The sequence below is a fragment of the Streptomyces chryseus genome (assembly GCF_014650755.1).
Taxonomy (GTDB): Bacteria; Actinomycetota; Actinomycetes; order Streptomycetales; family Streptomycetaceae; genus Streptomyces; species Streptomyces chryseus.
In genome coordinates this window covers 24,583-37,927 of the sequence record NZ_BMVO01000013.1, presented here as the reverse complement: position 1 = coordinate 37,927, position 13,345 = coordinate 24,583, and the positions used below count along the sequence as shown (strand labels likewise).

General features: G+C 71.8%; 16 protein-coding genes. 6 read left to right on the top strand and 10 right to left on the bottom strand.

All coding sequences use genetic code 11. The annotated features are described in order from the left end of the window. Window positions 1–8: 8 nt before the first annotated feature. On the bottom strand, window positions 9–1,277 hold the full coding sequence (locus tag IE185_RS19980; RefSeq protein WP_189715677.1) for an FAD-dependent monooxygenase: 1,269 nt from the start codon (window positions 1,275–1,277) through the stop codon (window positions 9–11). Between the two features lie 77 nt (window positions 1,278–1,354). Between IE185_RS19980 and IE185_RS19975 the strand changes: the two genes are divergently transcribed. From IE185_RS19975 to IE185_RS19965, 3 genes are all read left to right on the top strand, one after another. Beyond that, on the top strand, window positions 1,355–1,984 hold the full coding sequence (locus tag IE185_RS19975) for a TetR/AcrR family transcriptional regulator (RefSeq protein ID WP_138899537.1): 630 nt from the start codon (window positions 1,355–1,357) through the stop codon (window positions 1,982–1,984). 44 nt (window positions 1,985–2,028) lie between these two features. Continuing rightward, the gene (locus tag IE185_RS19970) at window positions 2,029–2,553 is read left to right on the top strand and encodes a DinB family protein (protein ID WP_138899536.1); all 525 of its coding nucleotides are present in this window, start codon (window positions 2,029–2,031) and stop codon (window positions 2,551–2,553) included. Between the two features lie 73 nt (window positions 2,554–2,626). Then, a complete protein-coding gene (locus tag IE185_RS19965; RefSeq protein WP_189715675.1) occupies window positions 2,627–3,133 on the top strand; it encodes a hypothetical protein in 507 nt (168 codons plus the stop codon). 14 nt (window positions 3,134–3,147) lie between these two features. Here IE185_RS19965 and IE185_RS19960 read toward each other — a convergent pair whose 3' ends face one another. From IE185_RS19960 to IE185_RS19930, 7 genes are all read right to left on the bottom strand, one after another. Next, window positions 3,148–3,621 carry a hypothetical protein gene (locus IE185_RS19960; RefSeq protein WP_138896042.1) on the bottom strand — a complete coding sequence of 158 codons (474 nt, stop codon included), beginning with the start codon at window positions 3,619–3,621 and terminating at the stop codon, window positions 3,148–3,150. A gap of 253 nt (window positions 3,622–3,874) precedes the next feature. Beyond that, window positions 3,875–4,558: a uracil-DNA glycosylase gene (gene ung, locus IE185_RS19955; RefSeq protein WP_138896041.1), complete on the bottom strand. Its 684-nt coding sequence runs from the start codon at window positions 4,556–4,558 to the stop codon at window positions 3,875–3,877. Between the two features lie 69 nt (window positions 4,559–4,627). Continuing rightward, complete coding sequence (locus tag IE185_RS19950; protein ID WP_138896040.1) at window positions 4,628–6,208, bottom strand: ABC transporter substrate-binding protein; 1,581 nt, start codon at window positions 6,206–6,208, stop codon at window positions 4,628–4,630. A 118-nt stretch (window positions 6,209–6,326) separates the two neighbouring features. After that, a complete protein-coding gene (locus IE185_RS19945) occupies window positions 6,327–7,094 on the bottom strand; it encodes an SDR family oxidoreductase (RefSeq protein WP_138896039.1) in 768 nt (255 codons plus the stop codon). A 30-nt stretch (window positions 7,095–7,124) separates the two neighbouring features. Further along, complete coding sequence (gene fabG / locus IE185_RS19940; RefSeq protein ID WP_138896038.1) at window positions 7,125–7,886, bottom strand: 3-oxoacyl-ACP reductase FabG; 762 nt, start codon at window positions 7,884–7,886, stop codon at window positions 7,125–7,127. Window positions 7,887–8,044: 158 nt separating this feature from the next. Further along, window positions 8,045–8,431 (bottom strand): DUF3037 domain-containing protein, encoded by a 387-nt coding sequence (locus IE185_RS19935; protein ID WP_138896037.1) that lies wholly within the window; start codon window positions 8,429–8,431, stop codon window positions 8,045–8,047. Beyond that, the gene (locus IE185_RS19930) at window positions 8,428–9,330 is read right to left on the bottom strand and encodes a HipA family kinase (RefSeq protein WP_229843604.1); all 903 of its coding nucleotides are present in this window, start codon (window positions 9,328–9,330) and stop codon (window positions 8,428–8,430) included. Before IE185_RS19930 ends, IE185_RS19935 begins: the two co-directional genes overlap by 4 nt. Window positions 9,331–9,501: 171 nt before the next feature. On the opposite strand from IE185_RS19930, the gene IE185_RS19925 reads away from it, so the two are divergent. Beyond that, window positions 9,502–10,023: a Rieske (2Fe-2S) protein gene (locus IE185_RS19925; RefSeq protein WP_138896036.1), complete on the top strand. Its 522-nt coding sequence runs from the start codon at window positions 9,502–9,504 to the stop codon at window positions 10,021–10,023. Here the strand turns inward: IE185_RS19925 and IE185_RS19920 are convergent. Next, window positions 10,010–10,678, bottom strand: a complete 669-nt coding sequence (locus tag IE185_RS19920; RefSeq protein ID WP_138896035.1) for a cysteine hydrolase family protein — start codon at window positions 10,676–10,678, stop codon at window positions 10,010–10,012. The genes IE185_RS19925 and IE185_RS19920 overlap by 14 nt on opposite strands. Before the next feature lie 104 nt (window positions 10,679–10,782). On the opposite strand from IE185_RS19920, the gene IE185_RS19915 reads away from it, so the two are divergent. Further along, window positions 10,783–11,250 carry a pyridoxamine 5'-phosphate oxidase family protein gene (locus IE185_RS19915; protein WP_138896034.1) on the top strand — a complete coding sequence of 156 codons (468 nt, stop codon included), beginning with the start codon at window positions 10,783–10,785 and terminating at the stop codon, window positions 11,248–11,250. Window positions 11,251–11,289: 39 nt separating this feature from the next. Here the strand turns inward: IE185_RS19915 and IE185_RS19910 are convergent, their stop codons facing one another. After that, on the bottom strand, window positions 11,290–12,195 hold the full coding sequence (locus tag IE185_RS19910; protein WP_138896033.1) for a LysR family transcriptional regulator: 906 nt from the start codon (window positions 12,193–12,195) through the stop codon (window positions 11,290–11,292). Window positions 12,196–12,270: 75 nt separating this feature from the next. On the opposite strand from IE185_RS19910, the gene IE185_RS19905 reads away from it, so the two are divergent. Beyond that, a complete protein-coding gene (locus tag IE185_RS19905) occupies window positions 12,271–13,299 on the top strand; it encodes a DMT family transporter (protein WP_138896032.1) in 1,029 nt (342 codons plus the stop codon). Window positions 13,300–13,345 lie beyond the last annotated feature (46 nt).

Below are 13,345 nucleotides of genomic sequence, written 5' to 3'. Positions count from 1 at the left end.
GGGTCTCCCTAACGCTGTGCCTGGTGATCGCGGACCTGGCGGTCCCGCGCTCCGGCAGCATACGTGCGCTGCGGCGGCAGCCAGTCGGCGATGCCGTCGAAGGTGCGCAGGGCGAGACCCGGGCCGAAGCCGGCGAGGCGCATCGCGGTGTCGCGCACGGCGACGCCCGGGGCGCTGCGCAGCGACACCAGCCGCGCGATGGTCGCGGACTTGCGGACGATGCCGGTGGTGCGCGGCAGCCGGTCGGCGGAGTACGCCGCGAGGCCGCTCCCGAGGTCGGTCGCGTCCGGCAGGTGGTGGGCCAGGACGACGCCGTCCTCGATGGCCTGGTTGCCGCCCTGGCCCAGGGTGGGGCACATGGCGTGCGCGGCGTCGCCGAGCAGCACGGTCCTGCCGCGGTGGAAGGCGGGCAGCGGGTCGATCAGGTGGTGCACGTCGTGGCGCAGCACCTCGGCGGGGTCGGCCGCTTCGATGATCCGGGGCACGGGGCTGTGCCAGTCGCCGAACCTGCGCAGGAGTTCGGCCTTCTCGCCGTCCGGGGCGCGCTCGCCGGCGGGGGCGACGGCGGCGGCGTACGCGTAGACCCGGCCGTCCTTGAGCGGCTGGCTGCCCCACAGGGCGCCGCGTCCCCAGGTCTCGTGCGGCGCGAAGGAGGGGACGGCGCCGGCGGGAACGACCACGCGCCAGGTGGTGAGGCCGGAGTAGGCGGGGCCGGGGTGGTCCGGGAACAGGGCGCGGCGCGTCGCGGAGTTGATGCCGTCCGCGCCGACGACGAGGTCCGCCTCGATGCTCCCGTCCGGGGTGGTGACCACGGCGGGACGGCCGCCCGCCACGCCGGGGTCGGCCGACGTCGCGGCGGACCCCGTGCGTACCGCGCCGCCGGGGAGCCGCGCGGCGAGGCGCTCGACGAGGGTGGCGCGGTGGACGAGGACAAGGGGGCCGCCGAAGCGCTCGGCCGCGGCGGAGCTGTTCGTACGGGAGAGCCAGCGGCCGGCGGGGGTTCGCATGCCGCCGTCGCCCTGCCACGCGGCCAGGGCGCGGATCTCCTCGCCGATTCCGACGACGTCCAGGGCGTGATGCCCGTTGGGGGCGAGGGCGATGCCGGCGCCGACCGCCTCGATCGACTGCGCGCGCTCCAGGACCGTGACGCGCCAGCCGTTCTGGTGGAGGGCGACGGCGGCGGTCAGTCCGCCGATGCCGCTTCCCACCACGACGGCGTGGGGCTGGGGCCGGGCCGGTGCGGGGGGTTGTGTGCGGGGCTTTGGGCTGATGGCCATGACGCCTCCTCGGCAACTACACCTGTAGTGACACGACGAGCGTACTACAGGTGTAGTCGACGCGGTAGGTTGGTCCCATGACCGCACGTGCCACGACGGGCCGCTCCCGTCCCGAACTGATCACCGACGCCGCGCTGGCCCTGCTCGTCGAGCGCGGGATGCGCGGGCTCACCCACCGGGCCGTCGACGAACGCGCCGGCCTGCCGCAGGGCTCCACGTCCAACTACGCCCGCACGCGCCAGGCGCTCCTCGAGGCGACCGTGCGCCGGCTGGCCGAACGCGAGGCCCGGGTGCTCGCCCTGGACGAGATGCCCGCGCCGACGGGCGGGCTCGACGACATCGTCGGCGCGCTCGCGGGCGTCCTGCACCGCCATCTGACGCACCACCGTGAGCTTCTGGTCGCGCGGTACGAACTGGGTTTGGAGGCGACGCGCCGGCCCGAACTGCGCGCGTTCTACGACGCGGCCGGACGCCACCATTTCCGCGAGCCGCTCAACGCGCTCATGTCGGCGGCCGGTTCGCGGGAACCCGAGCGCCATGCCCTGTCTGTGGTGGCCTGGTGCGAGGGGCTGATGTTCTCCTGCGCGGCGGGTTCGTACCACGCGGCGGTCCCCAGCGAGGAGGAACTGCGCAAGGGGTTCGGCGAGTTGCTGCGCGGGATGCTCGGCGTGCCGGGAGGCGGCGCCGAAGGGCCGGCCGGGACATGAGGGCGGCCGGTGAGCCCTGGCGGTGAGTGGATCAGTGAGTGACGATGAGCGTCATGACACACCCCGACGCGCGCATCGATCCCTCCACCACCGCCGGCGAGCGCGACATGCTCGAAGGCTGGCTGGACTTCCACCGCGAGACACTGGCGCTCAAGTGCGCGGGCCTGAGCGAGGAGCAGCTGCGGGAGACGGCCGTGCCGCCGTCGGACCTGTCGCTGCTCGGACTCGTACGGCACATGACGGACGTCGAACGGGGCTGGTTCCACCGGGTGCTGGCCGACGAGGACGCCCCCGCGCTCTACTGCTCCGGCGAGGACCCGGACGGGGACTTCCACTTCACGGACAAGGACACCTGGGCCGACGCCGACACCGCCTGGCGCGAGGCGGTCGGCCGGGCGCGCGAGCTCGCGGCGGGACGCTCCCTCGACGACCTCGGCGCGGGCGAGCACCGCAGCGGGAAGCAGTACAGCCTCCGCTGGATCTACGTCCACATGATTGAGGAGTACGCCCGCCACAACGGCCACGCGGACCTGCTGCGCGAGCGCGTCGACGGCACCACGGGCGACTAGCGCATCACTCGTGCGGGCCAATCTCCCGCTCCGAACTCCCGGAAACCACCCCGCGCCCCCCAGAGTTGCGCGGGTGCACCGAACGAGAACCACAGTGAAGATCCTCATGGGAGTGGCGGTCACGGCCGTCTCCGCCACCGTCACCGGCTGCGTGGCGGTGGAGCCCCCGCCCTCCCCCGCCGCCGTTCCCTCGCCGGACTCCGAGCCGGTCTCGCGGGACCAGGAGGTGAAGCCGCAGATCGTCCAGGCACCCGCCCGTGAGGCGCTGGACGCCGCGCTCCAGCCGTCGGAGGAGGCAGCACCCAGGGCCGAGCGGCGCCGGGCCCCGGTGGTGCGCCGGACGGCCCTGCCCGCGCCGCCCCGCCGCCCGGCCCGGCTGCCGGCCGCCGACCCGGCCCCCGCGCCGCCCGTACCGGCCGCCCCCGGGCCCCCCGAAGCCGCCGGGCCGGTGCCGCGCGTACTGCCTTCCCTGCCCGTGCCCGCCCCGGGCGCGGACGTGTGCGCCCTGGGCGAGGGGTACGGGGGCTGGCAGCACGACAGCGCCCAGGCCCGGATCTGCCGCGAGACCTACGGGCGCTGACGTACCCGGAGCGGTCATCCCGCGTCGGTGAGTCTGCGCTCGAGCCGGTCGATGGCCGCCCGCACCCCGTCCCCGTACCCGTCGTCGCCGAGCGCGTCCGACGCCGCCCGCGCCCGCCCCAGGTGAGTGCGGGCGGCGTCCGGGCGGTGCAGCTTCAGGTAGTCGGCGGCGAGGTTGAGGTGCAGCGAGGGGTAGAACCCGCGCACCGCGACCGAGGAGTCGTGCCGGGCCACCCGCGCGTCGGTCAGCCCGTCGGCGGCCGCCAGCGCCCTCAGATCCCACACCAGTTCGTCATGGGCGTCGTCCTGGGTGTCCGCCATGTAGTGCGCGAGCGTGCAGCGGTGGAACGCGTCACCGTCCTCGCCGATCTCCTCCCACAGCTCCGCGAGGCGGTTGCCCGCCTCCTCGCGGTCGCCTGCGTGGAGAAGCATGATCGCCTGTCCGATCCGCGTCATCGTGACGTCCTCGGACGTCTCCCGCTGCTCCATCGCCGTTTCTCCTCGCCCGCCGTACGTGCGCGTGAAAGCCAATACCGACGATCACGACGCTAGACCCCGCCACTGACAATCGGGCTCAGGCTCGGGCGGCCGCCCGGCGCCGCTGCGCCAGGCCGGTGACCGTACGCGGATCTGTGCCCGCGCTCGCGGAGAGCAGCGGGCCGCGGCGAAGGGCGGGCCGGCCCGGCCGCGCGACACGGCGGGCCGGTCCGTCCCCTCCACCTTCGGGCACGAAGTGGGCCGGTCAGCCCAGGTTCGGGACGGTCCAGTCGACGGGCTGGTGCCCCTGCGCCGCGACCGCCTCGTTGATCTGCGTGAACGGCCGGGACCCGAAGAACTTCTTCGCCGACAGCGGGGAGGGGTGCGCGCCCTTCACGACCACGTGCCGCTCCTGGTCGATCAGCGGGAGCTTCTTCTGCGCGTAGTTGCCCCAGAGCACGAAGACGGCCGGGTCGGGCCGCGAGGCCACGGCGCGGATCACCGCGTCCGTGAACGTCTCCCACCCCTTGCCCTTGTGGGAGTTCGCCTCACCGGCCCGCACCGTCAGTACGGCGTTGAGCAGCAGGACACCCTGCTCGGCCCACGGCATCAGATAGCCGTTGTCCGGGATCGGGGTGCCCAGCTCCGCGTTCATCTCCTTGTAGATGTTCCGCAGGGACGGAGGCACCTTGACGCCCGGCCGCACCGAGAAGCAGAGCCCGTGGCCCTGCCCCTCGCCGTGGTAGGGGTCCTGGCCGAGGACCAGGACCTTCACACGGTCGTACGGCGTCGCGTCGAGGGCGGCGAAGACCTCTTCGCGCGGCGGGTAGACCGGCCCGTTGGCCCGCTCCTTCTCGACGAATTCGGTGAGCTGCTGGAAATAGGGCTTCTGCAGCTCGTCCCCGAGGACGCCGCGCCAGGACTCGGGCAGCATGTCGGTGTCGGTCACGTCAACAACCTCCGGTAAACGATCAGTTCTTCAGCAAAGAACCTACCCGCGGCCACTGACAACCGGCTCCTACCAGCTGGTCTTCTTGTGCAGCTGCCAGACCTGCATGATCGTCTGCGGGTCCAGCGCCCGTTCGGCACCGGCGATCTCGTCCGAGGCGGCGACGTACAGCTTGCCCTGCCACAGCGGCAGCAGACGCACGTCCTCCAGCAGGATCTCCTGGGCGCGCCCGAACTGGTCGCCCACCGCCGCGCGGTCGCTCTCCTGTCGCGTCTTCGGCAGCAGGCTGGCCGTGATCTCCGGGGTGTTGTACGGCGTACCGACGGCGTTGTTCTCACCGACGAAGGGGGCGACGAAGTTGTCCGGGTCCGGGAAGTCGGGAGACCAGCCTCGGCCGAAGACCGGGTACTCGCCCTTCTGGTAGCCCTTGGCGAAGGCGTTCCAGGGGCGGTGCTTCAGCGTGATCTTGAACAGCCCGGACGCGTCCAGCTGCCGCTTGAGCTCGGCGAACTCCAGCGCGGTGGACGATCCGTACCGGTCGGAGGTGTACCAGAAGGTCAGCGGCACCGGCTCGGTGATGCCCGCCTCGGCGAGGATGTTCTTCGCCTTCGGCACGCTCGGCTCGCCGTACGTGTCGAAGAAGCTGGTCGCGTGGCCGGCGACGCCGCTCGGGATCATCGAGTACAGCGGCTCGGCGGTGCCCTTGTAGACCTTGTCGACGAGGGCGCCCCGGTCGACCAGCTGGGCGATCGCCCGGCGGACGGCGGGCTTGCGCGCGTTCGGGTCCTTGGGGTTGAAGACCAGGTAGCGGATCTCGGCTCCCGTCGCCTCGACGACCTGGAGCTCCTTCTCCTTCGGCTGGTCCTCGAGGTCGATGACCTGCTCGGCGGTCAGACCGCGGAACGTCGCGTCGATCTCCTTCTTCTTCAGGGCCGCCACCATCACGGCGGAGTCCTGGTAGTAGTGGATCGTGACGGCGTCGTTCTTGAGGTCGGCGAACCCGTCGTACTTCGGGTTCTTCACGAGTTCAGCCATTTTGTCCGGCTGGTACGACGCGAGCGTGTACGGTCCCGAACCCGTCAGCTGGTTGCCCGCACGGAGCTCGTCCTTCGGGTAGTCCGCCGGGCTCACCATCGACATCGCCGGCGTCGCGAGCACGAACGGAAAGGTGGCGTCCGGCTTGTTCAGACGGAAGGTGATCTTTCGGTCGCCGCTCGTCTCCACCTCGTCGAGGCTGGTCAGCAGCCCGCTCGGACCTCCCTTCTGGTTGATCGTGACGATCCGGTCGATCGAGTGCTTGGCCGCCTTCGCGTCCAGCGCCGTCCCGTCGGAGAAGGTGAGCCCCTCGCGGAGGGTGCAGGTGTAGACCTTGTTCGAGCTGTCCGTGAAGGCGCACTCCTCGGCTGCGTCGGGCTCGGGCGTGGTGCTGCCCGTCGGGTAGCTCACCAACGTCTGGAAGACGTTTCTGTACAGCTCCCAGGAACCGTCCCACGCACCGGCCGGGTCGAGTGTGCTGGGCGTGCTCGTCGTACCGACGGAGAGCTTCTGCTCGGTGTCGGACTGATCACTGGACAGCATCCCGCATCCGCTCAGCAGGGATATGGACGCAAGGGCTGCAGCGGACTGCAGACATCTGGTCCGGTTGAACACGTGCACGCTCCTCGATCAGCCATGGGTCGGCAGACCATACCGCAGCGCCCCGACGGGTCAACGGGCAGTCCCGGCAGGGCGCTTGGGCATAATCCACGGCAAAAACGGGTAAAGCGACTCAGCCGACGCCAGCGTTCAGGAAGATACCGCCGTCCACGACCAATGTCTGCCCCGTGATCCAGTCCGACTGGTCCGAGGTGAGGAAGGCGGCCGCTCCCCCGATGTCCTCGGGGACGCCGAGCCGTCCCAGAGGGTACGCCGCGGCCGCCTCGGCCTCGCGGCCCTCGTACAGCGCCTGGGCGAACTTGGTCTTCACCACGGCGGGCGCGATCGCGTTGACCCGTACCGCCGGCGCGAACTCGTGCGCCAGCTGCAGGGTCAGGTTGACCATGGCCGCCTTGCTCATGCCGTACGCGCCGATGAAGGGCGAGGCGGAGATGCCGGCGACGGAGGCGATGTTCACGATCGCCCCGCCGTTCTCCTTCTGCCACGCCTTCCAGGTCTGCTGCGCGAACCCGAGCGCGGAGATCACGTTGGTCTCGTACGTCTTTCGGGCGACGGCGAGATCCAGCTCCGCGATCGGACCGAAGACCGGATTCGTGCCGGCGTTGTTGATCAGGAAGTCGACGCGGCCGAACGCCTCCATGGCGCGCTCGACGGCGATAGCCTGGTGCGCCTCGTCGTGGGCCTTGCCCGCGACGCCGATCACCCGGTCCGAGCCGAGCGCCTCGACGGCCTCCTTGAGCGCGTCCTCGTTGCGCCCGGTGATGCATACGCGGTCGCCGCGGGCGACGAGCGCCTCCGCGACGCCGTAACCGATTCCGCGGCTCGCGCCCGTGATGAGCGCGACCTTCCCGCTGTCCCGTACCTCTGCCTCAGCAGCCATGTCCCTCAGTCCCTCGTGAATGGTGCGGCGTCAGTTGAGCGGGCCGCCGGCGACGTACATGACCTGGCCGGAGACAAAACCGGCGTCCTCGCCCGTGAAGAAGGCGATGGCGTTGGCGATGTCGTCCGGCGTGCCGACGCGCTGCACGGGGATCTGGGTGGCGGCGGCGGCCTGGAACTCCTCGAAGCCCATGCCGACGCGGGCGGCGGTCTGGGCCGTCATCTCCGTGACGATGAAGCCGGGGGCGACGGCGTTGGCCGTGATGCCGAACTTGCCGAGCTCCTTGGCGAGGGTCTTGGTGAAGCCCTGGAGGCCGGCCTTGACGGCGGAGTAGTTCGCCTGTCCGCGGTTGCCGAGCGCCGAGCTGCTGGAGAGGCTGACGATGCGGCCGAACTTGGCGTCCACCATGTGCTTCTGGCACGCCTTGGCCATCAGGAACGCGCCCTTGAGGTGCACGTTCATCACGGTGTCCCAGTCGGACTCGCTCATCTTGAAGAGCAGGTTGTCGCGCAGGACGCCCGCGTTGTTCACGAGGATCGTCGGCGCACCGAGCTCCGCGGCGACGCGCGCCACGGCGGCCTCGACCTGACCGCTGCCGGAGACGTCGCAGCCGACGGCGAGGGCGGTGCCGCCCGCCGCGGTGATCTTCTCGACGGTGTCCTTGCACGCGGCCTCGTCGAGGTCGAGTACGGCGACGGCGCGGCCCTCGGCCGCCAGACGGACGGCGGTGGCGGCGCCAATGCCGCGCGCCGCCCCGGTCACGATCGCGACACGCTGCTCGGTGGTGGACATGCTGGTTCTCCTCGCCCTTGGATGCGGCCGCCGGGTCACCGGGAGTGAGTTCCCGATCACTGAGCAACCGCTTAGTAGCTTCAGCAGACGTGACGCTAGAAGCCATGGCACCCGGTGTCAACGGCCCGAGGATCCGCCCGGGGAATCAGTAGCGGAGATCACCGCACCAGCAGGTCGAGCAGACGCTCGACCTCGGCCTGCGGATCCGCCGTGAGGCCGGTGTGCACCGGCCCGGGCTGTACGACGGTGCTGCGCGGCGCGATCAGCCAGCGAAAGCGCCGCCCGGGGTCGTCGCCCGCCGCCTGACCGGCCGCCTGCCCGCCGCCGCAGACGCCCTCCACGGCGCGCAGGGCGGCCCGTACGCCCGCCACGTCGGCGCCGGGGTCCAGCGCCCTCAGCTTGGCCTCGTCGAGGTGCGTCCTGGCGGCGACGAACGACTTGGCGCGGCAGTAGACGAGCACGCCGGCATTGAACATCTCACCGCGCTCCACCCGCGGCACGACGCGCACCAGCGCGTATTCGAAGACGTCCCGCTGGGTGCTCACTTGCCGCCGTCCTCGTCGTGCTGCGGGCGCCGGTCGACCTGCGCGGCGTCGGCGGGGGCCTGGGCCGTCCGGCCTGTCGTTCGGGGCTGCGGCGTCAGGCGGTCCGCCAGCCAGCCGGGGGCCTGCGACGGCCTGTCCCTCGTCGGCGCGCCGAGCGTGATCCGCTCATGGATCGTCGCGGCACGCGGGAGCAGGGCCTCGACGTAGGCCCGGCGCAGCGCGTCGGCACTCTCGAAGCCGGGCTCGTCGACCAGCCACTCGGCGGGGACCTGCGCGGCGACCTCGGTCAGCAGCTCCTCGGTGACCAGCGGCGCCAGGTCGGCCGCCGCGGCCGCGATGTCGGGGCCGAACGGCGCGAGGACGTGGTCCGAGGCGTTGTACGGCTTGGCCGCCGCGCTCGCGGCGGTCGGCCAGTTGTGCTGCCAGATCATGGTGGCGCCGTGGTCGATCAGCCACAGGTCGCCGTGCCAGACGAGCAGGTTGGGGTTGCGCCAGGACCGGTCGACGTTGTTGATCAGCGCGTCGAACCACACCACGCGGCCCGCCTCGGCCGGGTCCACCTCGTAGGCGAGCGGGTCGAAGCCGATCGATCCGGGGAGGTAGTCCATGCCCAGGTTCAGGCCGCCGCTCGCCTTGAGCAGCTCCTGCACCTCCTGGTCCGGTTCGCCCAGGCCGATCACCGGGTCGAGCTCGATGGTGACCAGCTCGGGGACGCGGAGCCCCAGCCCGCGGGCCAACTCGCCGCAGATCACCTCGGCGACCAGGGTCTTGCGGCCCTGTCCCGCGCCGGTGAATTTCATGACGTACGTACCGAGATCGTCGGCCTCGACGATCCCCGGGAGCGAGCCGCCCTCACGCAGGGGCGTGACGTAGCGGGTCGCTGTGACTTCGGAGAGCATTTCCCCAGATTACTGCCGCCTGACGGGCTTTCGATCAGTTGTCCGCGTGCCTGGGCGCCCCTCCGTTGATCTGCTGCTGGAAGAAATCCCTCGGCGGGTGAACACCGGCGTCCGGCGCCCCGTACAACACGGCACAGCAGGTCGCCGAAGGGGAGTACGAGGATGACGGGCATGACAGGGTCTCAGGAGACAGGGCGGCTGTTCGGCCGCCGTACGGTCGTCGCCGCAGTGGGCGCCGCCGGAGTCGCCGCCGCGCTCACGGCGTGCGGCGGTTCGGACAGCGACAGCCCGTACGGCACCGCTGCCGAGAAGCCCGCGGGTGGCGAGGCCGAAGCGGGCGGCGGCGAGGCGGGAGCGGGCGGCGGCGAGGCGGGAGCGGGCGGCGGCGAGGCGGGAGCGGGCGGCGGCGCGGTGCTCGCGAAGACCGCCGACATCCCGGAGGGCGGCGGGAAGGTATTCGCCGACCAGGGTGTGGTCGTCACCCAGCCCGCGGCGGGCCAGTTCAAGGCGTTCTCGTCGAAGTGCACCCACCAGGGCTGCGCGGTCAAGGAGGTCGCCAACGGGATGATCAACTGTCCCTGTCACGGGAGCATGTTCGACGCCACGGACGGCACGGTGAAGGGCGGCCCGGCGAAGCAGCCGCTGCCCGCCGCCGCCATCAAGGTCGAGGGCGACTCGATCACCCTTGCCTGACCGTCCCCCCGCCACCGGCTCGTCGCGGGTGCCTCCAGCACGCCAGCACCTCGTCGGTCGTGGTGATCGTCGCGACGAGGGCGAGCGTGTTGCGGATCATCGCGGGGGTGTACTCGGAAGGCACGCCCGCGACGGCGTCCGAGGGGACGACGGCGGTGTAGCCGAGATTGACCGCGTCGAAGACGGCGTTGGGAATCGCCACGTTGGCCGACACTCCCGTGACGAGCAGGCTCCGGCAGCCGAGATTGCGCAGGAGCGCGTCGACGTCCGTTCCCGAGAGCGGCGAGAGGCCGTGCAGCCGCCGTACGACGAGGTCCTCGTCCGCGACTTCGATCGGCTCCGCGACGCGCACCGCGGCCGTTCCCGGGAGCTGCCGCACGGGCAGCCGCCGCGCGGCGCGGAACAGCCGCGCGTTGGCGCTGGAGCCGCGCCCGTCCGGACGCCGTTCCGCCACCGCGTGCAGGACCTGGACGCCGGTCTCATGGGCGGCCGCGACCAGCCGTGCGATGCGCGCGAGGGCGCCCGAGGAGCGGGCTTCCTCGGCGAGTTCGGGAAGCGCGCTGTCCGGGCCGACGACGCCGCGCTGGCATTCCACGGTGAGCAGCACGGTGGTCGCCGGATCGAGCTGCTCCGCAAGCTGTTCGTACGACGGCAAGGCTCCCCCTCGGGTCTCGGCGCGCGAGGCTAACGGGCATTGCGTGACGAGGGAAGAGACCCCATGCTTTCTGACACTCAGTCAGGAGCCATGGAGGGAAGCCGATGACCGCGACACAGCGCAGAGGCCGCCGCATCATGATGACGGACGCCGAACGGGACGCGTTCCTCACCGAACAGCGCACGTGCCGGGTGGCGACCGTCTCGGCGGACGGCAGCCCGCACGTGGGCGCCCTGTGGTTCGTCTGGGACGGGGAGTCCCTGTGGCTGTACTCGATCACGCGCAGCCTCCGCTGGGCGCAGCTGCGCGAGGACGCCCGGCTGGCGGTGGTCGTCGACGACGGCGTGGAGTACGGCGAACTGCGTGGCATCGAGCTGTCGGGCACCGCCGTCTTCGTCGGCGAGTCGCCGCGCACGGGAGAGCCCTGCCCCGAACTCGACGTACCGGAGTGCCTGTTCCCGCGGAAGTACTTCGGCATGCCGCGGATGCCCCACGACGGCCGGCACGCCTGGCTGCGCCTCACGCCGGACGCGGTGACGTCATGGGACTTCCGCAAGCTGGGCGGCGCCTGAGCCCCGGAAGCGCCCGCACCCGCTCACCCGGGCCGGGACTCAGCCGACGACGGCCTCGCCCGCCGCACACAGCGCGTCGACCGCCGCGCGGATCGACGGCCTCCGGTCGGCGTCGGCACGCCAGACGGCGTACACGTGCCGCCGCATCGCGTGCCGCACCGGTACGACGCGGACCCGGTCCGGCACCGGACCGCGTCCCAGCCGGGGCGCCACGCACACCCCCAGGCCCTCGGCGATCAGCGCGAGTTGCGTGGCGTGCTCCTCGGCGACGTGCGCGATCCGGGGCTCGACCCCCTTGCCGCGCAGGGTGAACATCAGCCACTCGTGGCAGAACTCGCCCTCGGCCCAGGTGACCCAGTCGTCGTCGGCGAACTCCTCCAGGTCCACGGCGTCCCGGCCGGCGAGCGGGTGGTCGACGTGCATCGCGACATCGGCGGGGTCGTGCAGCAGCTCCTGTTTGGCGAGCCCCTCGGGCATGGAGAGCGGCCTGTTGTACCAGTCGAGCACGACGGCGAGGTCGTAGTCGCCGCGCATGACCCCGCGTACCGCCTCGTCCGGCTCCATCTCCCGCATCTGCACGCGCAGTTGCGGGTGCTCCACGCGGAGCGCGGAGAGCGCGGCCGGCAGCAGCCCGCGGGCGGCGGTGGGGAAGGCGACGACGGTGAGGTCGCCGACGACGCGCCCGCGCTGCGCCTCGATGTCGGACTGCGCCAGCTCGACCTGGGAGAGGATGCGCGCGGCATGATCGGCGAGCAGCCGGCCGGCGTCGGTGAGGCGCACCCCGCGGCCGTTCTTGGCGAGCAGGGGCTGACCGACCTCGCGCTCCAGCTTGGCCAGCTGCTGGGAGACGGCGGATGTCGTCACATGCAGGCCGTCGGCCGCCCCGCTGACGGAACCGTGCCGGGCGAGGGCGTCGAGCGTACGCAGGCGCTCCAGATTCAACATGTAAGCGATGCTAAGCGATCGTCTCCACGATATCTCGCTTGTGCTAAGAGGTCATGGCGGGCCAGGGTACACACCATGAGCTTCGTCGCCCTACGCCGCCGCGCCGCACAGCCCGCCGCCTCCGCGCAGCCCCTCGCCTCCGCCGCCGCCCCTGCCCCGCTCGAGGACGGGCCGCTCGACAGCGCCAACACGCCGGGCCGGCGCCCGGCCCTGGACTGGCGCATCCGCTTCGGGGTGCTCGCGCTCATCTGGGGCTTCAGCTTCCTGTTCATCAAGGTCGGCACGCAGGCGTACGCACCGTTCCAAGTGACCCTCGGACGACTGCTCTTCGGTACGGCCGTGCTCGCCGCCGCGATGGCCGTGAAGCGGGTCGGGCTGCCGCGCGGCGCCCGGACGTGGGGCCATCTCGCCGTCGCCGCGTTCTTCCTCAACGCCCTGCCGTTCTCGCTCTTCGCCTACTCCGAGCTGACGATCCCCTCGACTCTGGCCGGCATCTGCAACGCCACGTCGCCGCTGTGGGGCATGGTGCTCTCCCTGGTGGCCTTCTCCGAGGACCGCCCGACCCGCCGCCGCGTCGCGGGGCTTGGTATGGGCTTCATCGGCGTACTGACCGTGCTCGGCGCCTGGCAGGGCTTCTCGGGCCTCGACTTCGGCGGTACGGCGATGGCGCTGCTGGCCTCGCTCAGCTATCCCGTGGGCTGGATCTACCTGCGCCGCACGCTCGCCGGCACCAGCAACTCGGCGCTCTCCATGACCGGCGCCCAGCTCCTGCTCGGCACGGTCCAGCTCGCCGTGGTGACTCCCCTCTTCACGAGCATGCCGACCTCGTTCCCCGTTGTCCCCCTGCTCGCGGTGGTGGCGCTCGGCGCGCTCGGCACGGGGTTCGCGATGCTGCTCCAGTACGACCTGGTGGCCGAGGTGGGCCCGACGACCGCCCAGATGGTCACGTACTTCGTCCCGGTCATCGCCACCGTCGCGGGCGTCACCCTGCTCGGTGAGCACCTGAGCTGGAACACCCCCGTGGGCGCGCTCATCGTCCTGGCCGGCGCGGCCCTGACCCAGAGCCGCCCCCGGCGCCGGGCCCCGGCCCCGAGCCGACACTGAGCCGTGCCGGGGTCGGAGAAGGGCCGTCGGGCCCGAGCGACGTCAG

Bases quoted from the DNA above. Each gene is read 5' to 3' on its own strand.
- IE185_RS19980 (WP_189715677.1), bottom strand. From the start codon at position 1,277: ATGGCCATCAGCCCAAAGCCCCGCACACAACCCCCCGCACCGGCCCGG.
- IE185_RS19975 (WP_138899537.1), top strand. From the start codon at position 1,355: ATGACCGCACGTGCCACGACGGGCCGCTCCCGTCCCGAACTGATCACC.
- IE185_RS19970 (WP_138899536.1), top strand. From the start codon at position 2,029: ATGAGCGTCATGACACACCCCGACGCGCGCATCGATCCCTCCACCACC.
- IE185_RS19960 (WP_138896042.1), bottom strand. From the start codon at position 3,621: ATGGAGCAGCGGGAGACGTCCGAGGACGTCACGATGACGCGGATCGGA.
- IE185_RS19945 (WP_138896039.1), bottom strand. From the start codon at position 7,094: ATGGCTGCTGAGGCAGAGGTACGGGACAGCGGGAAGGTCGCGCTCATC.
- fabG (WP_138896038.1), bottom strand. From the start codon at position 7,886: ATGTCCACCACCGAGCAGCGTGTCGCGATCGTGACCGGGGCGGCGCGC.
- IE185_RS19930 (WP_229843604.1), bottom strand. From the start codon at position 9,330: ATGCTCTCCGAAGTCACAGCGACCCGCTACGTCACGCCCCTGCGTGAG.
- IE185_RS19925 (WP_138896036.1), top strand. From the start codon at position 9,502: ATGACAGGGTCTCAGGAGACAGGGCGGCTGTTCGGCCGCCGTACGGTC.
- IE185_RS19915 (WP_138896034.1), top strand. From the start codon at position 10,783: ATGACCGCGACACAGCGCAGAGGCCGCCGCATCATGATGACGGACGCC.
- IE185_RS19910 (WP_138896033.1), bottom strand. From the start codon at position 12,195: ATGTTGAATCTGGAGCGCCTGCGTACGCTCGACGCCCTCGCCCGGCAC.
- IE185_RS19905 (WP_138896032.1), top strand. From the start codon at position 12,271: ATGAGCTTCGTCGCCCTACGCCGCCGCGCCGCACAGCCCGCCGCCTCC.